This is a genomic window from Meinhardsimonia xiamenensis, from assembly GCF_900102905.1.
In the GTDB taxonomy this organism is placed as follows: domain Bacteria; phylum Pseudomonadota; class Alphaproteobacteria; order Rhodobacterales; family Rhodobacteraceae; genus Meinhardsimonia; species Meinhardsimonia xiamenensis.
Genome location: NZ_FNFV01000002.1, coordinates 407,831 through 426,122 on the forward strand (window position 1 = coordinate 407,831; position 18,292 = coordinate 426,122).

Here is an 18,292-nt window from a genome sequence, read left to right on the forward strand (position 1 = left end):
CACTCGTCCCCGTCCCGCAGTCCTTGCCTGTGCGCGGGTTTCGCGTGGCAGTATAGGCGCCTTCGGCGTAACGAGAAAGCGCCGGTTGCCGCCATGCGTGGCCAGGGGGCGCCGGCGCGTGTTGCTGCAGGCACATGAGGGGCGCAGATGACCGTAAGACTGACCGTTCTGGGCTGCGGAGATGCCTTTTCCGACGGCGGAAGGATGACCTCCGCCTATCTCGTCGAGGATCGGGCGGGGCGTCTGATGCTCGATTTCGGGCTGACGGCCCTGACGTCGCTGCAGCGCGCAGGCATCGCGCCCGACAGCGTGGAGACCATCGTGCTGAGCCACCTGCATGGAGATCACTTCGGCGCGCTCCCGGTCCTTCTGCTCTGGCGCGAATTTCACGGCGATCCCGCCCACCCGCTGACCGTGATCGGCCCGCCGGGCATGCCGGCGCGGCTGCGTGCGCTGCACGAGGCCATGTACCCCGGCAGCTGGCGCACGGCGTGGCGCTTTCCGCTGGAGCTTGTGGAACTTGCGCCGGGCGAGCCGATGGAACGCGGCGGCCGGCGGATCACGAGCCTGCCGGTCAACCACGACGCCGGGGCCGAGCCTGCCACCGGCCTGAGGCTCGAAACGGACGGGCGGGTGATCGCCTTCTCGGGCGACTCGGGCTGGTGCGAGAGCCTTGTGGCGCTTGCCGAGGGCGCCGATCTCTTCCTGTGCGAGTGCAACCTGTGGTCGGGGCCGGGCGAGGGCGGGCACATGAGCCACGAGCGGCTTGCCGCGGAGCTTCCCCGCCTGTCGGCGCGGCGCATCCTTCTGGTGCACATGGGGCCGGAGATGCTCTCCCACTCCGGCCCGCTCGCTGCCGAGCGCGCCGAGGACGGAATGGTGATCGCGCTGTGAGTTTCGGCTTGCGGATGGCAGGCGGCTGCCTAGGCTGGCGCCCGGGCACCGTCTTGCAGAGGAGTTACGGATGAAGATTGCGAGGTTCCGCGAGCGCATGCGGGCAGGGGAGTCGCTGGTTGGCACGTTCCAGAAGACCCCCGCGATCGAGGTGACCGAGACGCTCGCGCGCACCGGCCTTGATTTCGTCTGCCTCGATGCCGAGCACTCCGCCTTCGATCGGGCGCGGATGGATGCCTGCCTTGCGATCTCCCGCGCGCTCGACTTCCCGGTGCTTGTGCGGGTGCCCGCCTTCACCCCGCAGGACATCCTGCAGGCGCTCGATTCGGGCGCGGTCGGCGTGGTCGTGCCGCATGTGTGGAGTGTGGAACGGGCGCAGGGCGCGGCGGCGGCGGCGCGTTTCGGGCGCGGCGGGCGCGGCTTTGCCGGGGCCACGCGCTGGGCGGGGCTCGGCGGGCGGCCGATGGCCGAGCTTCTGGAGCAGTCGCGGCGCGAGACGGTGGTCATCGCCCAGATCGAGGAGCCGGAGGGGCTCGAAGCGGTCGACGAGATCGCCGCGGTCGAGGGGATCGACGGGCTCTTCCTCGGGCCGGCGGACATGACCGTTGCGCTGGGCGAGACGCAGCTTGGCAGCGAGGCGCTCGAGCGGGCGGCGGCGCGGATCGGCGAGGCCGCGCGCAAGGCGGGCAAGACTTACATGAGCTTCTTTGCCGATGCCGCGGCGGCCGAGGCCTGGCGCAAGCACGGGGTGAGCATGTTCTTCATCGCCTCCGAGTTGCAGTTCATGGCCGCCTCGGCGCGGGCGACCGTGGCGGCGCTGAGGCAAGAAAACTAGGACGGCGTCCTGCCGCCTCTCAAAGGAACGCCGAAAACAGCGCGTCCGCCTCGTCGAAGAAGCGCCGGCGGATCTCGGGGCGCTCCATCATGATCTCGTGACGCGCTCCTTCCACCAGTTCAAGCCGGCCCCGTGGCCAGCTGCGCATCCGCCTGATCACGGGCCGGGGGTCAACAACCCGCTCCTCGCTGCCAAGAAAGGCGAGCGCGGGCACATCGGGGGCGGGCAGGCGCATCAGCCGCCGCGTCTCGAAGAGCGCCTCGCGCAGCCAGCCGATGCTGGGCCCGCCCAACGCGAGCTCGGGATGCGCCTTCAGATGAGACTGCATCCATGCCCAGCTCTCGGGGTCGCTGGTGAGCAGGTTGCCGGCGAAATCGGCCTCGGCGAGATAGCTTGCCGCGCTCGTGCTCGGCGCATAGCGGTGCTCAAGGCCGAGCGCGCGCGCCGCAAGCGCCAGCGCCCAGGCCATGGGCCGCTGGCGGGCGGTGAGGTGGATGCCCCACATCGGCGCCGAGAAGGCCGCCGCCCGCACGGCGAGCCCTTCGTGCAGCGCGCCAAGCCCGATCGCCCCGCCCATGGAATGGGCGATGAGAAAGAAGGGGCCGGACAGGTCTTCTGCGACGATGAACTCGCTGAGCGCCGCGACGTCCTTCTGGTAGTCACGGAAATGCACCACATGGCCCATGGCCGGATCATCGAGAAGCCGCGCCGAGAGCCCCTGGCCGCGCCAGTCGATGGCCACGCTGCGCCAGCCGCGCGCGGCAAGCTCGGCGGCGGGGCGGCTGTATTTCTCGATATACTCGGTGCGGCCGGGGAAAAGCAGAACGGTGCCCTTCTCGCCTTCGGGCCACACACAGGCGCGCAGCCGCACGCCGTCGGCAGCGCGGAGCCAGCAGGCGCGGCCCCCCGCCGGCCCCTCCGCGATGTCGGCGAGAAAGGGCGCAGGCTCGGGCACCGGCCGGCCTCAGGCCAGAAGCGCGCCGAGCTTCATCGCCTGGCCCATGTCGCCATCGACGCGGAGCCTGCCCGACATGAAGGCCGCAGTCGGGTTCAGATCGCCCGAAAGCATCGCCTGAAAGGTGTCGGCATCGGCCGTCAGCGTCACATCGGCCTCCTCGTCGGCGGCGCGCACGCCGGCGGCATCGACCACCACCGCGCCCTCGCCCTCGATGACGAATTTCACCGAGCCGTCGAATCCCTCGCCGAGCCGTTCCTTCAGCGCCGCAACCGCGGCCTCGATCACATCGCTCATCTCACACTCTCTCGATCCTGTGACGGGTGGCTGCTCTGCAGCCTGTCGAAATCCTCCCGGGGGAGGTTATATTCGCAGTATGGATACTCGCCCGGCATTTCTCAAACCTGTCGTCGCGGCAGCTCTTGCCGCAGTGTTGGCGCTCGTCCCGTTCGGGGGTGCGGCCCAGGAACGTGACGTGGAGCGGCTGCTCGAGGAACTCGCCGACCCCGACAACGCCAACTGGGAGGCGACCGAACGCCAGATCGAGGCAATCTGGTCACGTTCCGGCTCGGCGGCGATGGATCTTCTGCTGGAGCGCGGGCGCAAGGCGCTCGAGGCCGAGGAGTTTGATGCAGCGATCGAGCATCTGACCGCGCTGATCGACCATGCTCCGGATTTCGCGGAAGCCTACAACGCCCGGGCGCTGGCCTATTTCCACAAGGGGCTTCATGGCCCCGCGCTCGACGATCTGGCACGGGCGCTGGCGCTCAACCCGCGCCACTTCGGCGCGCTGGTGGGGGTTGCGGTGATGTTCGAGGAGATCGGCATGCAGGAGGCGGCGCTGGAAGCCTGGCGCGCGCTCGAGGCTATACATCCCCACCATCCGCAGCTACGAGAGGCCCTCGAGCGGCTGGAGAAGGCCACGGCCGGCACCGCCCTCTGAGGCGGCGGCGAAGGGCTGGCGCAGGGAAGAGGCGGCGCAGGAGGCGAGAGAGCGATGGCGGGGCAGTCGCGCATCGTGGCCGTTCTCGGCCCCACCAACACCGGCAAGACGCACTACGCTCTCGAGCGGATGCTGGCACACCGCACCGGGGTGATCGGCCTGCCGCTGAGGCTTCTCGCGCGCGAGGTCTATGACCGGCTCGTGCGTCTGCGCGGCCCCTCGGTGGTTGCGCTCGTCACCGGCGAGGAGCGCATCGTGCCCGAGCGCGCGGCCTACTGGGTCTGCACCGTCGAGGCGATGCCTGTCGGGCTCGACCCCGATTTTCTGGCGGTGGACGAGATCCAGCTCTGCGCCGACCCCGAGCGCGGCCATGTCTTCACCGACCGGCTCCTGAACGCCCGCGGCCGCCACGAGACGATGTTTCTGGGCTCCGACACCATGCGCGGGGCGATCGCGGGGCTGGTGCCGGGCGTGCGTTTTCTGGGCCGCGAGCGCTTCTCGCAACTCAGCTATGTGGGGCCGAAGAAGATCTCCCGCATGCCGGCGCGCTCGGCCATCGTCGGCTTCTCGGTGGAAGGCGTCTATGCCATCGCCGAGGCGATCCGGCGGCTCAGGGGCGGGGCGGCGGTGGTGATGGGGGCGCTTTCCCCGCGCACCCGCAACGCCCAGGTGGAGCTCTACCAGAATGGCGATGTCGACTTCATGGTCGCCACTGATGCCATCGGCATGGGGCTCAACCTCGACATCGACCATGTCGCCTTCGCGGGTCTGAATAAGTTCGACGGCCGCCGGCTGCGGCCGCTCGCGCCCAACGAGCTTGCGCAGATCGCCGGGCGCGCGGGGCGGCACATGCGGCCGGGCAGCTTCGGCACCACCGGCGAGGCACCGCCTCTTGGCCCGGAGGTGATCGACGCGATCGAGAACCACCGCTTCACCCCGATCCGCAAGCTGGAATGGCGCAACAGCCGGCTCGACTTCGGCTCGGCCGACCGGCTCATCGCCTCGCTCGAGCAGACCACCGACAATCCCTGGCTCACCCGCGCGCGGGAAGCCGACGATCTGGTCGCGCTCAGAACGCTCGCCGCGCTGCCGCAGGTGCGGGCGCGCCTTGACGGGCCGCAGGCAGTCCGGCTGTTGTGGGACGTCTGCCGCATCCCCGATTTCCGCGGCATCTCGCCGGCCGAACATGCCGGGCTCCTCGAGCGGATCTACGGGTTTCTGCACGACGGAGGGCAGGTGCCCGATGACTGGCTCGCGCGCCAGATCCGGCGCATCGACCGCACCGACGGCGACATCGACACGCTGTCCAAGCGCCTCGCCTACATCCGCACATGGACCTATGTCGCCCAGCGCCGCGGCTGGGTGGATGATGAAAGTCATTGGCGCGGCGAGACGCGCGCGGTAGAAGATCGTCTGTCGGACGCGCTGCATGAGCGTCTGACGCAACGGTTCGTGGACCGGCGCACCAGCGTGCTCCTGCGCCGGCTCAAGCAGAAGGAGAGCCTGGTGGCCGAGGTCAACGACAAGGGCGAGGTCAGCGTCGAGGGGCAGTTCGCGGGACGCCTCGAGGGCTTCCGCTTCATTCAGGATCCGAGCGCACGCGGCGAGGAGGCGCGCACCCTGCGCCAGGCGAGCGAAAAGGCGCTGAGGCCCGAATTCCACCTGCGCGCCGACCGGTTCTACAACGCTCCCGACACCGAGATCGACTTCACCGAACAGGGCGGTCTGATGTGGGGCGAGCATGCGGTGGGCAAGCTCGTTGCCGGCCCCGAGCCCTTGAAGCCTCGGGTGGAGGCCTTCGTTGATGAGGAGGCGGGGCCGGACGTGGCGCAGAAGGTGGAGCGGCGGCTGCAGCACTTCGTTGACCGCAAGATCGCCACGCTCTTCGAGCCGCTGATTGCCATGTCCCGGGATGAGGGGTTGACGGGGCTGGCGCGCGGCTTTGCCTTCCGGTTGATCGAGGGCTTCGGCATCGTCCCGCGCGAACGCGTGGCGGGCGAGGTGCGGGAACTCGACCAGGAGGCCCGGGCGAGTCTGCGCCGTCACGGCGTACGCTTCGGGCAATACACGATCTTTCTGCCGGCGCTGCTGAAGCCCGCGCCCACGCGGCTGCGGCTCTTGCTGTGGGCGCTTGGCAAGGGCCTTGACGAGTTTCCCTCGAGCCCGCCGCCGGGCCTGGTGACGATACCGGTGCCGGCGGGTGCGGATGAGGAGCAGCTTCTGATGTCGGGCTACCGTCCGGCCGGGGCGCGGGCGATCCGCATCGACATGCTCGAGCGGCTCGCCGACATGCTGCGCGGCCAGGACAGCCGCGCCGGTTTCGAGGCAACGCCCGACATGCTGTCGATCACCGGGCTCACGCTCGAGCAGTTCGCCGGGCTGATGGAAGGGCTCGGCTATCGCGCCGAGCGCGGCGAGCGGCCCAAGGCGCGGCCTGCGCGCGCGCAGGACGCCCTTGCGCAAGCCGATGGCGCGCCGGGCGCAGGCGGCGCTGACGTCACGCCGGAGGGGACTTCCGCGCCGCAGGCGGACGGCTCCGAGCCGGAAGAGGCGACTTTGGCCGGGACAGCGCCGGAGCGGCCCGACGCGCCGATCACGGCGGAGACAGCCGAGGACGCGCCGAACGACGGCATGGCCGGGGATGCGACGCCCGCGGAAGGCGAGCCGCCGGTCACGGAAGTCTTCTACACCTTCACCTGGGCGCGGCGGAAGCGCTCGGCCGGTCGGCGCGATGGGCGCGGCAGGGCCGAGGGTGGCGGGCGCCCCAAGGGTGCCAAGCCCGGTCGCGGCCCCAGCAAGGGGCAAAAGGGCACAGGCAAGGAGCGTGCAGCCAAGCCCGCAAGCTGGCATGCGCGCCCGCCGAAGAAGGAAAAGGGCATCGACCCCGACAACCCCTTTGCCGCGGCGCTCATGGCGTTGAAGAGCGGAGACTAGTCGGCACAGGTGGAAGAGACACCGCAAAGACTGCGCCTCGACAAGTGGCTGTGGCAGGCGCGCTTCTTCAAGACGCGCAGCCTCGCGGCACGGGTGGTGGCGGCGGGTCATGTGCGGGTCAATTCCCGCAAGGTCTCCAAGCCGGCCCAGTCGGTGGCGCCTGGCGACACGCTGACGTTTCCACAGGCCCGGGCGATCCGCGTCGTGCGCATCCTGGCGCTGGGCGAGCGCCGCGGTCCCGCTTCCGAGGCGCGCGCGCTCTATGAGGATCTTTCGCCGCCGGCATCGGTCGAGCCTGCCGGCGCGCCGCACCGCGAGGCAGGCGGGCGCCCGACCAAGAAGGCCCGGCGGGCGATGCCGCAGCGCGGCGGATCGGCGCTTGAATGATCCTTTCGATCGGACTAGCTAGAGCGCCAGTGCAAACGGTTGGGATCACCAGATGACCTATATCGTCAACGACAACTGCATCATGTGCAAATACACCGACTGCGTGGAGGTGTGCCCCGTGGACTGCTTCTACGAGGGCGAGAACATGCTGGTGATCCACCCCGACGAGTGCATCGACTGCGGTGTGTGCGAGCCGGAATGCCCTGCCGATGCCATCCGCCCCGATACCGAGCCCGGCACCGAGTTCTGGGTGGAGTTCAACCGCAAGTACGCCGAACAGTGGCCGGTCATCGTGACCAAGAAGGATCCGATGCCCGATGCCGAGAAGCATGACGGCGAGGAAGGGAAGCTCGAGAAATACTTCTCGCCCAACCCGGGGCCGGGTGGCTGAGGGGCGCCGAATCGGCCGGGCGCTGGTGCATGGCGGCGCGGCCTGGGGCGCCATGGACAACGCTCTGGGAGTCTTCCCGATTGGTCGGTGATCGTGAATGATCGCGGCGCGAAGATCTATCGGAGAGGCGGGCGCTTGGAAATCGCCCGCGATTCTGCTATATATGCAGATACAACGACACCGGAAACCTGATGCCGCCAGCGGGTGTGCCGCCCGCGGGGAGTAAAGCTGCGACATACGACAGGCCGAAGGGAAATGCACGTTTCCCGGCGGGATCCTGTCGCTGCCGCCAAGGGGATCCTTGCGAGGAAGTCTGCATGAGCAAAGCGAAGAAACCCGAATTCCGTCCCAATGATTTCGTCGTCTATCCTGCCCACGGGGTGGGCCGGATCGTCTCGATCGAAAAGCAGGAGATCGCCGGCATCGAGCTGGAGCTTTTCGTGATCTCCTTCGAGAAGGACAAGATGACCCTGCGCGTGCCCACCGACAAGGCCGCGCAGATCGGGATGCGCACCCTGTCTTCGCCCGACATCGTGTCGAAGGCGATGGACACGCTGAAGGGCAAGGCCCGCGTCAAGAAAGCGATGTGGTCGCGCCGGGCGCAGGAATACGAACAGAAGATCAATTCCGGCGATCTCATCGCCATCGCCGAGGTGGTGCGCGACCTGCACCGCACCGACGAGCAGCGCGAGCAGAGCTATTCGGAGCGTCAGCTCTACGAGGCGGCGCTCGAGCGCCTGACGCGGGAGATTGCGGCCGTCTCGGGCTTTGACGAGGCGACCGCCGCGGCGCAGGTGGACGAGGTGCTGACGAGCCGCGCCGCCGCCTGAAGCCGATACGGCCAACAGAATGCGCCGCCCGTGCCGCAAGGTGCGGGCGGTTTTCCTTTGGCGCTCAGGTGAAGAGGGCGGCGAAGGCGGCGAGGGCAGCAAGCTCGCTCATCTGCTGCCCCGCGCCGAGCACGTCCCCCGTCTGTCCGCCGATGCGCGCCCGGGCGAGCGCGGCAACGCCGACGGCGCCAAGCGCCGCCGCAGTCCCGCCGGCAAGCAGGCCCGAGAGGCCCGTGAAGAGCACCGCGGCGAGCGCGGCCACGCCGAGCGCCCACCATACGATTCGCGCGGCTGGCCGGCCGACGGAGGCCGAGAGCCCGTCGCTCCGCGCGCCCGGCAGGAGCGCCATGATTGCGGCCATTGCAGCGCGCGAAAGCGCCGCTGCGGCAAGGAGCGGCGCGGCCACGCTGCCGGCGGCGAAGAGCGCGGCAAGCGCCGACCAGCGGGCGATGACCGTCAGCACGAGGGCCAGTACCCCGAAGCTGCCGATGCGGCTGTCACGCATGATCTCGAGGCGGCGCTCGCGGCTCCAGCCGCCCCAGAAGCCGTCGGCGCAGTCGGCAAGCCCGTCCTCGTGCATCGCCCCCGTCACCATGACCTGCACGCCGAGCGCCGCCGCAGCAGCCAGTCCCGCGGGCAGGCCGAGCGCGAGCGCAAGCGCGCCCGCAAGCGCCGCGATCAGCCCCACGACGAGCCCGGCGAGCGGCCAGGCCCAGGCCGCGGCCGCACCCCGCGCGCGACCATCGGCAAGCCCCGCGGGCAGCGGCAGGCGCGTCAGAAGCCCCAGTGCGGCGCCAATGTCCTCCATTCGTGGCCTGTGCGTGTCGCCGATTGCCATGATGTGTCCCTTTTGGCCTTGTCGCTGCCCAAGCTTGCGCGATAACGAACGGCGGGACAACCGGGAGAGGGGCAGGGACGATGCTGGATGCACCCCGCGCGATCGATGATTTCCGCAGTCTTCTCAAGGATCTGCCCGGTCCGGATCCAGAAGCGGTCGCGGCGGCGCGGGAACGCAACGGCCAGCTGACCAAGCCGCCGGGGGCGCTGGGGCGGCTCGAGGATCTGGCGATCTGGTATGCCGGCTGGCGCGGCGACCCGCGCCCGCGCATCGAACGGCCGCAGGTGGTGGTGTTTGCCGGCAACCACGGCGTGGCGGCGCGCGGGGTATCCGCCTTTCCGGCCGATGTGACCGTGCAGATGGTGGCGAATTTCAAGGCCGGTGGCGCCGCGATCAACCAGCTTGCGGGGCTCGCCGGGGCACGGCTTGACGTGGTGGCGCTCGACCTCGACCGCCCGACGGCGGATTTCACCGAAGGGCCGGCGATGAGCGAGGCGGAGTTTCTTGCCGCGCTGATGGCCGGCTGGGAGGCCGTCGATCGCGCGTCCGATCTCCTCGTGGTGGGCGAGATGGGCATTGCCAACACCACCGCCGCGGCGGCGGTTGCGGCCGGGCTCTTCGGCGGCGAGGCGGAGGACTGGGTCGGCCGCGGCACGGGGGTCGATGACGCGGGGCTTGCACGCAAGCGGGAGGTTGTGGCCGCGGGTCTTGCGCGCCACGCCGAGGCGCTTTCCGACCCCTTCGAGGTGCTGCGCCGGCTGGGCGGGCGCGAGCTTGCCGCCATGGCCGGCGCGGTTCTCGCCGCGCGGCAGGCGCGCATCCCGGTCATCCTTGACGGCTTCATCTGCACCGCCGCCGTCGCACCGCTGGAGGCCGTGCGGCCCGGTGCGCTCGATCACGCGGTGGCGGGGCATGTCTCGGAGGAGCCGGGCCACGCGCGGCTTCTCGCGCGGCTTGGCAAGGAGCCTCTGCTGCGGCTCGGGCTGAGGCTCGGCGAGGGCTCGGGCGCGGCGCTGGCGATTCAGGTGCTGAAAGGTGCCCTCGCCTGCCATTCCGGCATGGCGACCTTCGCCGAGGCGGGGGTGGCGGAAGGCTGAGCCTCAGCCGCGGCGCGCGTCGGCAAGCGCGCCCGGCAGGGCCTCGGCGAAGATGTCGAGATCGGCAGGCCGCCCGGCGGTGACGCGAATGCAGCGGTCCTGCGGGGCAACGAAGGGCATGCGCACAAACACGTCGCGCGCGATCAGGCCCTTCAGCACGGCGCGGGCGAAGTCGCCATCGCCGCCGCAGTCGATGGTGACGAAATTCGTGGCCGAGGGCAGGGGCGTGAGGCCGTTTTCCCGCGCGATTTCGCCGATGCGCGCGCGGGCGCGCTCCACCTCCGCAATGACCCAAGCCAAGTGCCTCTTGTCGCCAAGGGCCGCAAGCGCCCCCTCTTGGGCGATGCGGCCCACGCCGAAGTGATTGCGCACCTTGTCAAAGGCCGCGATCAGCCCGGCCTCCCCGATCGCATAGCCCACCCGCGCCCCGGCCATGCCATGGGCCTTGGAGAAGGTGCGCATGCGGATGAGCCGGGGATCGCCCGCGTCAATCGGCGGTGCCGTGCCTTCAGGGGCGAACTCCACATAGGCTTCGTCGAGCACCAGAAGCGTGCTTTCGGGCAGCGCCTCGAGCATCGCGGCGATCTCGCCCGCGCTCAGCCATGTGCCCATCGGGTTGTCGGGATTGGCGAGATAGACGAGCTTTGCATCTACCTCGCGTGCCTTTTCGGCAAGCGCCAGCGCATCCTCCCGGTCATCCCGGTAGGGGACGGTGTGCAGCACCCCGCCGTAGCCCGCCACATGGTAGTTGAAGGTGGGATAGGCGCCGGCCGAGGTGACCACCGGATCGCCGGGCGCCACCAGCAGCCGCACGAGATAGCCCAGAAGCCCGTCGATGCCCTCGCCGACCACGATGTTCTCGGGCTTCACCCCGTGCCGCCCGGCGAGCGCGTGGCGCAGGTCGTGGTTTTCGGGGTCGCCATACATCCAGACTTGCGCGGCGGCGCGCTCCATCGCCTCGATGGCGGCAGGCGAGGGGCCGAAGACGGATTCATTGGCGCCGAGCCGGGCGCGGAAAGGACGGCCGCGCGCGCGCTCCTGCGCCTCGGGCCCGACGAAGGGCACGGTCGAGGGCAGGGAGGCGGAAAGAGGCGTGAGGCGTGGTCCGGTCATGGGCGTTTCTCCAGCGCGCCACAGGCGGCGGCGAAAGCCGGCGCGGGCCTCACGCCGCTTCCGTCAGCCGCTCGAGCGCGGCGCGCAGCTTGGCGAGTTCCTCTTCGCGCGCCGCGGCATTCTCGCGCGTCTCCTCGACCACTTCCTCGGGGGCGCTTTCCACGAATTTCGGGTTGGAAAGCCGCCCCTTGAGCCCCGCGAGCTCCTTCTCGAGCTTCGCCACGGTCTTCTCGAGCCGCGCGCGCTCGGCCGCCACGTCGATGATGCCCTCGAGCGGCAGGCAGAAGCTGCCGCCCTCCACCGCCACCGTCACCGAGCCCTTCGGCGCTGCCTCGGCCTCCTCGATCGAGCCGATGCGGGCAAGGCGGGTGATCAGCGCCTCGTTGCAGGCAAGCGCCTCGCGGCCATGCGCGTCAAGCTCGAGCTCAAGCATCGGGATCCACAGCCCCGCCGGCACCCGCATCTGCGCCCGCGCCGAGCGGATCTCCTCGATGAGCGCGATCACCCAGCGCATCTCGCGCTCGGCCTTCGCATCGACCACCTCTGCCGCCGAAAGCGTCTCGGGCCAGTCGGCATGAACGAGCATCTTGGCCCGCGGAAGCGTCGCGCCCCACAGCTCTTCGGTGATGAAGGGCATGAAGGGGTGCAGCAGCACAAGGCAGCGGTCGAGCACCCAGCCCATGGTGGCGCGCGTCTCGGCGACAAGCTCCGCGTCCTCGCTCGCCAGAAGCGGCTTGGCAAACTCCACATACCAGTCGCAGACCCGCCCCCAGACGAAGGCGTAGAGCGCATTCGCCGCATCGTTGAAGCGGAAGGCGGAGAGCGCGGCGTCAACCTCCTCGCGCACGCGCGCGGTTTCGCCGAGGATCCAGCGGTTGGCGGTGGCGCGGGGCTCAGGCATCGCCGCCCCGTCGCGGTGGACCTCGTAGACGCCGTTCATCTCGGCAAAGCGCACCGCGTTCCACAGCTTGGTGCCGAAGTTGCGGTAGCCCGCGATGCGCGAGGTTGAGAGCTTCAGATCGCGCCCCATCGCGGCCATCGCGGCGAGGGTGAAGCGCACCGCGTCGGCGCCGAACTCCTCGATCAGCTCCAAGGGGTCGAGCACGTTGCCGAGCGACTTCGACATCTTCTTGCCCTTCTCGTCACGCACCAGCGCGTGGACGTAGACGGTCGAGAAGGGCTTCTGGCCGACAAGGGCGTATTCCATCATCATCATCCGGGCGACCCAGAAGAAGATGATGTCAAAGCCGGTGATCAGAACATCGGTGGGGTAATACCTGCGCAGCTCCGGCGTGTCGTCCGGCCAGCCCAGCGTGCCGATGGGCCAGAGACCGGACGAGAACCAGGTGTCGAGCACGTCGGGATCGCGCCAGAGCGTGATGGCGCGGCTGTCGTGGCTCAGGCTTTCGAGCTGATCCTCGATCGCGTCGGCGATGTCGGTCTTCTCGTGCACCTCGTCGACGCCGTAGAAGGCGCGCGCCTCGGCCGCGACCTCCTCGAAGCTCTCGCCGCAGAAGGCGTGCTCGGCACGGGCGGAATAGTCGATGCGCCCGTCAGCGGTGCGGCCCGGCCCGTACCAGACCGGAATCTGATGCCCCCACCACAGCTGACGCGAGATGCACCAAGGCTCGATGTTCTCGAGCCAGTTGAAATACACCTTCTTGTCCTGCTCGGGCAGGATCTCGACCTCGCCGGTCTTCACCGCGTCGATGGCGGGCTGAACGATCTTGCTCGTGTCAACGAACCACTGGTCGGTCAGGTAGGGTTCGATGGCAACTTTCGAGCGGTCCCCGTGGGGGACGATGTGCCGGTCTTCGTCGATGCCGTCGAGCCAGCCCTCGTCGCGGGCGAGCGTGACGATGGCATCGCGCGCCTCGTAGCGGTCGAGCCCGTCGAGAAGCTGGATGGCGCGGGCCACGTCGTCAGGCGGGCAGCCTTCGGCGAAATCGGGGTTGTCCTTCAGCCACATCGCCGCGCGGGTCGTCATCACGTTTATGGCGCGCAGCCCGCAGCGCTGCCCGACCTCCCAGTCGTTGAAGTCATGGGCGGGGGTGATCTTCACCGCGCCGGTGCCCTTCTCGGGGTCGGCGTATTCATCGGCGACGATGGGAATGCGCCGCCCGACGATCGGCAGGATCACATGGCGGCCGATCAGCTCGCGATAGCGCGGATCCTCCGGGTGAACGGCAACGCCGGTGTCGCCCAGCATCGTCTCGGGGCGGGTGGTGGCGACGACGAGATAGTCGCGCTCCTCCCATTCGGTGGGGTTGCCCTCTTCGTCGAAGGCGACGGGGTGGCGGTAGCTCAGGCCATCCTCGAGCGGATAGCGGAAGCGCCACATCTTGCCGTCAACCTCGACCTGCTCGACCTCGAGATCGGAGATGGCGGTCTCGAAATGCGGGTCCCAGTTGACCAGCCGCTTGCCGCGGTAGATCCAGCCCTTGCGGTAGAATTCCACGAAGGCGCGGATCACCGCGCGCTGGAAGGTCTCGTCCATGGTGAAGGCGTTGCGCGACCAGTCGCAGGAGGCCCCGAGCCGCTTGAGCTGGTTGATGATGGTGCCGCCTGACTGCTCCTTCCACGCCCACACGCGCTCGAGAAACTTCTCGCGCCCCATCTCGCGGCGGTCGAGCCCTTCCTTGGCCAGTTCGCGCTCCACCACCATCTGCGTGGCGATGCCGGCATGGTCCTGGCCGGGCTGCCAGAGCGTGTCGAAGCCGCGCATCCGGTGCCAGCGCACGAGGATGTCCTGCAGCGTGTTGTTGAAGGCGTGGCCCATGTGCAGCGAGCCGGTGACATTGGGCGGCGGGATCATGATGCAGAAGGTCTCGTCCCGCGAGGCGTTGGCGCCGGCGCGGAAGGCGCCGGCCTTCTCCCAGGCCTCGTAGATGCGCGTCTCGGCCGCGCGCGCGTCGAATTTCTTGTCGAGGGGCATGGCCCTGAGCTCCCTGCCGCTTGTCCGCAATCGGCGCCTCACTAGCGAAAGCGGCCGGCAAGGGAAAGGGCGGGAAAGCCGCCGCGCGGGTGATGTGGCGCCGCCGCGATCGACTGGACACCGCCGATGCGCTGGATACTCTCCCGCGAGGTTCGGGACGAGACAAAGACTGCGGGCAAGGGAGTGCAGGCATGGAGAAGTTCGGGCGCAGCCAGCCAGTGAAGCGCGTTGAGGATCTGCGGTTTCTGACCGGCCATGGCCGCTACATCGATGACGAGGCACCGGCCGGGGCGCTGCATCTTGCCGTGGTGCGCTCGCCGGTGGCCCATGCGCGGCTTCTCGCCGTCGATCTGGACGAGGCGCGTGCTGTGCCGGGCGTGCATCTGGCGATGTCGGCCGAGGACTGGCTCGCGGCGGGGCTCGAGCTCGGCATGGAGTTCACCACCGTGAAGAACCGCGACGGCAGCGAGGGCGCCGCCCCGACGCGCCCGATTCTCGCCAGGGGCAAGCTGCGCTTCGTGGGGGAGCCGGTGGCCTTCGTCGTGGCCGAAAGCCGTACGGCGGCGCGCGATGCCGCCGAGCTTGTCGGGATCGACTACGAGGAGCTTCCGGTGAAGCTCGACCTCGCGCCGGGCGGCGAGGCACTGCATGATGAGGCGCCCGACAACGTCGCCTTCGACTGGGTGATCGGCGACGAGGAGGCAGTCGCCGAGGCCTTCGCGCGCGCCGCCCATGTGGTGCGCACCGAGGTGCCCGACAACCGGGTGATCGTCAACTCCATGGAACCGCGCGGCGCCTGGGCCGAGCTGGAGGAGGGCGGGCGGTTGCACCTCAGCTTCGGCGGGCAGGGCGTGTGGGGATTGAAGAAGGAGCTCATGCGCGTGCTCGGTCTGCCCGAGGAGAAGGTGCATGTCACCACCCCTGATGTGGGCGGCGGCTTCGGCATGAAGGCGATGGCCTATCCCGAATACTTCATGGTTGCGGAGGCCGCCCGCCGGCTCGGCCGGCCGGTGCGCTGGTACTCGGAGCGCGGCGAGGCGATGATGTCGGACAATGCCGGGCGGGATCTTCTGTCGATCACCGAGCTGGCGTTTGACGAGGAGGGGCGGATCCTCGCCTATCGCGTGGAGAACCACGCCAACATGGGCGCCTACAACTCGCAGTTCGGCCAGCCGATCCAGACCCAGCTTTTCAGCCGGGTGCTCACGGGGGTCTATGACATCCCCGCCGCCTTCATGAACACGAAGGGCTATTTCACCAACACCACGCAGGTCGACGCCTACCGCGGCGCGGGCCGGCCCGAGGCGATCTATGCGCTCGAGCGCTCGATGGACAATGCCGCGCGGACCCTCGGGCTTGACCCCTTCGAGCTGAGGCGGCGCAACTTCATCCCGCCGGCGCGCTTTCCCTACAAGACCATCACCGGCGAGACCTATGACGTGGGCGACTTCGCGCGCCTTCTCGCCCGCGTCGAGGAGGAGAGCGACCGTGCCGGCTTTGCCGCGCGGCGGGCGGAGTCGGCGGCGCGCGGGCGGCTGCGTGGGCTGGGGCTCTGCTACTACATCGAATCGATCCTCGGCGATCCGTCCGAGGGCGTGACGGTGGAGTTCGAGGAGGATGGCACCGTTTCGCTCTATGTCGGCACGCAGTCGAACGGGCAGGGGCATGAAACCGTCTATGCAAGCTTCCTGTCCGACCAGACCGGCATCCCGATGGAGAAGATCCGCGTCATCCAGGGTGACAGCGACCGTATCCGCGAGGGCGGGGGCACGGGTGGCTCGCGCTCGGTGACGGTGCAGACCAATGTCACGCTGGTTGCGGTGCAGCACATGGTGAAGGCCTATGCCGAGTTCCTCGCCCCGCAGATGGGCGTGAAGCCCGAGGACGTCACCTTCGACGATGTCAGCTTCCGCGCCGAAGGCTCGAACCTGGCGCCGACCTTCCTCGAGGCGGCCGAGATGGCGCGGGCGGCGGGGCGCACCGATCTCTTGAAGTTTCAGGAGAAGGCGAAGCTGCCGGGCCGCAGCTATCCCAACGGCGCACATGTGGCCGAGGTGGAGATCGACCCCGATACCGGAATCGTAACGCTTGAGCGCTATACGGTGATTGATGACTTCGGCAACCTCATCAACCCCATGCTCGCGCGCGGGCAGGTGCATGGCGGCGTGGCACAGGGCGCGGGGCAGATGATGATGGAGCATGTGGTCTATGACCAGGGCGGGCAGCTGCTCACCGCATCGTTCATGGACTATGCCATGCCAAGGGCCAAGGATTTCCCCATGATGACGGTGGAGTTCGAGCCGGTTCCTTCCCGCAACAACCCCATGGGGATGAAGGGCTGCGGGGAGGCTGGCACCGTGGGCGCGCTCGCCGCCGTGGCGAACGCGGTACAGGATGCCGTGTGGGAGCTGGGTGTGCGGCAGGTGGCGCCGCCCTTCACGCCCCTCAAGGTGTGGGAGATGCTGAACGGTGGAGGCGATCAGGCTCGCTAGGACGTTCAGGCGCTGGCTCGGTCTCGGCCCCCGGGTCGAGACCACGCCGCAGCCCACCCCGCGCGGGCGGATCGACCATGTCGTCCTGCTCGACGGCACCATGTCCACGCTCAGACCGGGGCACGAGACCAACATCGGCCTGATCTACAAGCTGCTGTGCGAGGTGGCGCCGACCGCGCGGCTGTCGCTGCGCTACGAGGCTGGCGTGCAGTGGGAGAGCTGGGGTGACACGCTCAACGTGATCGAGGGGCGCGGCATCAACCGCCAGATCCAGCGCGCCTACGGCTTCATCGCCTCGCGCTACCGGCCCGGCGACCGCATCTTTCTTTTCGGCTACTCGCGGGGGGCCTATGCCGCGCGCTCCCTCGCCGGCGTGATCGACACGGTGGGTCTTCTTCGCGCGAAACACGCCACTGAGCGCAACGTGCGCCTCGCCTACCGCTATTACCGGGTGTGGGACGCGGGACGGGATCCGGCCGAGGCGCCAGCCCGTGGCCTCGCGGCCTTCCGCCGCCTCTACTGTCACGAGCGGGTGCCGATCGAGATGGTCGGCGTGTTCGATACGGTCAAGGCGCTGGGCTTTCGCGCTCCGTTCCTGTGGCGGCTGACCGAGGGGCGGCATCTGTTCCACAACCACGCCCTCGGACCCTCGATCCGGCACGGCTACCACGCGCTCGCCCTTGACGAGACCCGCGAGGCCTTCGCGCCGGTGCTGTGGGAAAGCTGGGCGGGCTGGCCCGGCGAGGAGGTCGTCCAGATGTGGTTTCGCGGCGCGCATGGCGACATCGGCGGCCAGCTCGGCGGCTTTCATGCCGCCCGCCCGCTCTCCAACATTCCGCTTGTCTGGATGCTCGAGAAGGCCGCGGGCTGCGACCTGCCCCTGCCGCGCGGCTGGCGGGCGCGTTTTCCCACCGACCCTGATGCCCCTGCCGTTGGCGTCAATCGCGGCTGGGGCAGGTTGTTCCTTGCCCGGCGCCGTCGCGTGGTGGGGCGCGATCCCTCCGAACAGATCCACCCCAGCGCGCGCGGGCGCAAGGTGGCGGCGGTGATCCTCAACCAGCCCTGGCTGGAGATGGCCGAGCCCGCGGCGAGCGGCTGATCAGGCGCGCATGATCAGGCAGGTGGTGGAGCCGGTGGCGTAGAGGCGGCCATCCTCGATGCCGGTGATCTCGCCTGCGGCGACGCCGGTGCTGCGCCCGGTGTGCTGGACGCGACCGGTGGCACGCACGCGGGTGCCGAGCGGGATGGGACGGGTGATGTTCACCTTGTATTCAAGCGTGGTGTAGAGGCTGCCCTTCGGCACCATGGTCATCACCGCGCAGGCCATGGCACTGTCGAGAAGCGTGCCATACCAGCCGCCATGCACCGTGCCCATCGGATTGCAGACCTCGAAGACGGGCGCGCCCGTGAAACTGACCTTGCCTTCCTCCACCGCCTCGAGGGCAAAGCCGAGGCGGCCCGTGATCGGCGGCGCGGAAACCCGGCCCGCGAGAATGGCGCGCATGAACTCGAGCCCCGACATGGAGAGAAGCGTTTCCCGGTCGGCAAGCTCTTCGGGGCTGCTGGCAATGAACATCCTGACCCTTCGTCTTGGTCTGTGATCGCGGTGAGGCTAGACCGGAGTCGCGGGCAAGGGAAAGAGGGCGCG

16 protein-coding genes are annotated in these 18,292 nt (G+C 69.1%); 10 read left to right on the forward strand and 6 right to left on the reverse strand.

Annotation, left to right across the window (positions count from 1 at the left end; genetic code table 11):
• Nucleotides 1–147 precede the first annotated feature (147 nt).
• Both BLQ14_RS05845 and BLQ14_RS05850 read left to right on the forward strand, forming a co-directional pair.
• A complete protein-coding gene (locus BLQ14_RS05845; protein WP_092499128.1) occupies nt 148–894 on the forward strand; it encodes an MBL fold metallo-hydrolase in 747 nt (248 codons plus the stop codon).
• 70 nt (nt 895–964) lie between these two features.
• A complete protein-coding gene (locus BLQ14_RS05850) occupies nt 965–1,729 on the forward strand; it encodes an HpcH/HpaI aldolase family protein (protein WP_092499130.1) in 765 nt (254 codons plus the stop codon).
• A 19-nt stretch (nt 1,730–1,748) separates the two neighbouring features.
• Here the strand turns inward: BLQ14_RS05850 and BLQ14_RS05855 are convergent, their stop codons facing one another.
• Together BLQ14_RS05855 and BLQ14_RS05860 are read right to left on the reverse strand one after the other, a co-directional pair.
• On the reverse strand, nt 1,749–2,684 hold the full coding sequence (locus BLQ14_RS05855) for an alpha/beta fold hydrolase (RefSeq protein ID WP_092499131.1): 936 nt from the start codon (nt 2,682–2,684) through the stop codon (nt 1,749–1,751).
• Nucleotides 2,685–2,693: 9 nt separating this feature from the next.
• A complete protein-coding gene (locus BLQ14_RS05860; RefSeq protein ID WP_092499132.1) occupies nt 2,694–2,981 on the reverse strand; it encodes an SCP2 sterol-binding domain-containing protein in 288 nt (95 codons plus the stop codon).
• Nucleotides 2,982–3,159: 178 nt separating this feature from the next.
• On the opposite strand from BLQ14_RS05860, the gene BLQ14_RS05865 reads away from it, so the two are divergent.
• From BLQ14_RS05865 to BLQ14_RS05885, 5 genes are all read left to right on the forward strand, one after another.
• Nucleotides 3,160–3,627, forward strand: a complete 468-nt coding sequence (locus BLQ14_RS05865) for a tetratricopeptide repeat protein (RefSeq protein WP_092499133.1) — start codon at nt 3,160–3,162, stop codon at nt 3,625–3,627.
• A gap of 54 nt (nt 3,628–3,681) precedes the next feature.
• Entirely contained in the window at nt 3,682–6,561 is a 2,880-nt protein-coding gene (locus BLQ14_RS05870) for a helicase-related protein (protein WP_092499134.1), read from the forward strand.
• Nucleotides 6,562–6,570: 9 nt separating this feature from the next.
• Nucleotides 6,571–6,948: an RNA-binding S4 domain-containing protein gene (locus BLQ14_RS05875; RefSeq protein WP_092499136.1), complete on the forward strand. Its 378-nt coding sequence runs from the start codon at nt 6,571–6,573 to the stop codon at nt 6,946–6,948.
• A 52-nt stretch (nt 6,949–7,000) separates the two neighbouring features.
• Entirely contained in the window at nt 7,001–7,339 is a 339-nt protein-coding gene (gene fdxA, locus BLQ14_RS05880; protein WP_092499137.1) for a ferredoxin FdxA, read from the forward strand.
• A gap of 317 nt (nt 7,340–7,656) precedes the next feature.
• A complete protein-coding gene (locus tag BLQ14_RS05885; RefSeq protein ID WP_092499138.1) occupies nt 7,657–8,169 on the forward strand; it encodes a CarD family transcriptional regulator in 513 nt (170 codons plus the stop codon).
• A gap of 64 nt (nt 8,170–8,233) precedes the next feature.
• On the opposite strand, the gene BLQ14_RS05890 is transcribed toward BLQ14_RS05885, so the two are convergent.
• Nucleotides 8,234–9,007: an adenosylcobinamide-GDP ribazoletransferase gene (locus BLQ14_RS05890; RefSeq protein ID WP_245656956.1), complete on the reverse strand. Its 774-nt coding sequence runs from the start codon at nt 9,005–9,007 to the stop codon at nt 8,234–8,236.
• An 80-nt stretch (nt 9,008–9,087) separates the two neighbouring features.
• Between BLQ14_RS05890 and cobT the strand changes: the two genes are divergently transcribed.
• Nucleotides 9,088–10,104 (forward strand): nicotinate-nucleotide--dimethylbenzimidazole phosphoribosyltransferase, encoded by a 1,017-nt coding sequence (gene cobT, locus BLQ14_RS05895; RefSeq protein ID WP_092499140.1) that lies wholly within the window; start codon nt 9,088–9,090, stop codon nt 10,102–10,104.
• A 3-nt stretch (nt 10,105–10,107) separates the two neighbouring features.
• Here the strand turns inward: cobT and BLQ14_RS05900 are convergent, their stop codons facing one another.
• Both BLQ14_RS05900 and BLQ14_RS05905 read right to left on the reverse strand, forming a co-directional pair.
• Nucleotides 10,108–11,217, reverse strand: a complete 1,110-nt coding sequence (locus BLQ14_RS05900) for a pyridoxal phosphate-dependent aminotransferase (protein ID WP_092499141.1) — start codon at nt 11,215–11,217, stop codon at nt 10,108–10,110.
• A 49-nt stretch (nt 11,218–11,266) separates the two neighbouring features.
• Complete coding sequence (locus BLQ14_RS05905; protein ID WP_092499142.1) at nt 11,267–14,152, reverse strand: valine--tRNA ligase; 2,886 nt, start codon at nt 14,150–14,152, stop codon at nt 11,267–11,269.
• A 191-nt stretch (nt 14,153–14,343) separates the two neighbouring features.
• On the opposite strand from BLQ14_RS05905, the gene BLQ14_RS05910 reads away from it, so the two are divergent.
• Entirely contained in the window at nt 14,344–16,644 is a 2,301-nt protein-coding gene (locus BLQ14_RS05910) for a xanthine dehydrogenase family protein molybdopterin-binding subunit (protein WP_092499143.1), read from the forward strand.
• Nucleotides 16,622–17,743 (forward strand): DUF2235 domain-containing protein, encoded by a 1,122-nt coding sequence (locus tag BLQ14_RS05915; RefSeq protein WP_425412083.1) that lies wholly within the window; start codon nt 16,622–16,624, stop codon nt 17,741–17,743. Before BLQ14_RS05910 ends, BLQ14_RS05915 begins: the two co-directional genes overlap by 23 nt.
• On the opposite strand, the gene BLQ14_RS05920 is transcribed toward BLQ14_RS05915, so the two are convergent.
• A complete protein-coding gene (locus tag BLQ14_RS05920; protein WP_092499144.1) occupies nt 17,744–18,220 on the reverse strand; it encodes a PaaI family thioesterase in 477 nt (158 codons plus the stop codon).
• Nucleotides 18,221–18,292: the final 72 nt, after the last annotated feature.

Coding starts and splice junctions, on each gene's coding strand:
- BLQ14_RS05845 (WP_092499128.1), top strand. CDS start 148: ATGACCGTAAGACTGACCGTTCTGGGCTGCGGAGATGCCTTTTCCGAC.
- BLQ14_RS05850 (WP_092499130.1), top strand. CDS start 965: ATGAAGATTGCGAGGTTCCGCGAGCGCATGCGGGCAGGGGAGTCGCTG.
- BLQ14_RS05860 (WP_092499132.1), bottom strand. CDS start 2,981: ATGAGCGATGTGATCGAGGCCGCGGTTGCGGCGCTGAAGGAACGGCTC.
- BLQ14_RS05870 (WP_092499134.1), top strand. CDS start 3,682: ATGGCGGGGCAGTCGCGCATCGTGGCCGTTCTCGGCCCCACCAACACC.
- fdxA (WP_092499137.1), top strand. CDS start 7,001: ATGACCTATATCGTCAACGACAACTGCATCATGTGCAAATACACCGAC.
- BLQ14_RS05885 (WP_092499138.1), top strand. CDS start 7,657: ATGAGCAAAGCGAAGAAACCCGAATTCCGTCCCAATGATTTCGTCGTC.
- BLQ14_RS05890 (WP_245656956.1), bottom strand. CDS start 9,007: ATGGCAATCGGCGACACGCACAGGCCACGAATGGAGGACATTGGCGCC.
- cobT (WP_092499140.1), top strand. CDS start 9,088: ATGCTGGATGCACCCCGCGCGATCGATGATTTCCGCAGTCTTCTCAAG.
- BLQ14_RS05900 (WP_092499141.1), bottom strand. CDS start 11,217: ATGACCGGACCACGCCTCACGCCTCTTTCCGCCTCCCTGCCCTCGACC.
- BLQ14_RS05905 (WP_092499142.1), bottom strand. CDS start 14,152: ATGCCCCTCGACAAGAAATTCGACGCGCGCGCGGCCGAGACGCGCATC.
- BLQ14_RS05910 (WP_092499143.1), top strand. CDS start 14,344: ATGGAGAAGTTCGGGCGCAGCCAGCCAGTGAAGCGCGTTGAGGATCTG.
- BLQ14_RS05920 (WP_092499144.1), bottom strand. CDS start 18,220: ATGTTCATTGCCAGCAGCCCCGAAGAGCTTGCCGACCGGGAAACGCTT.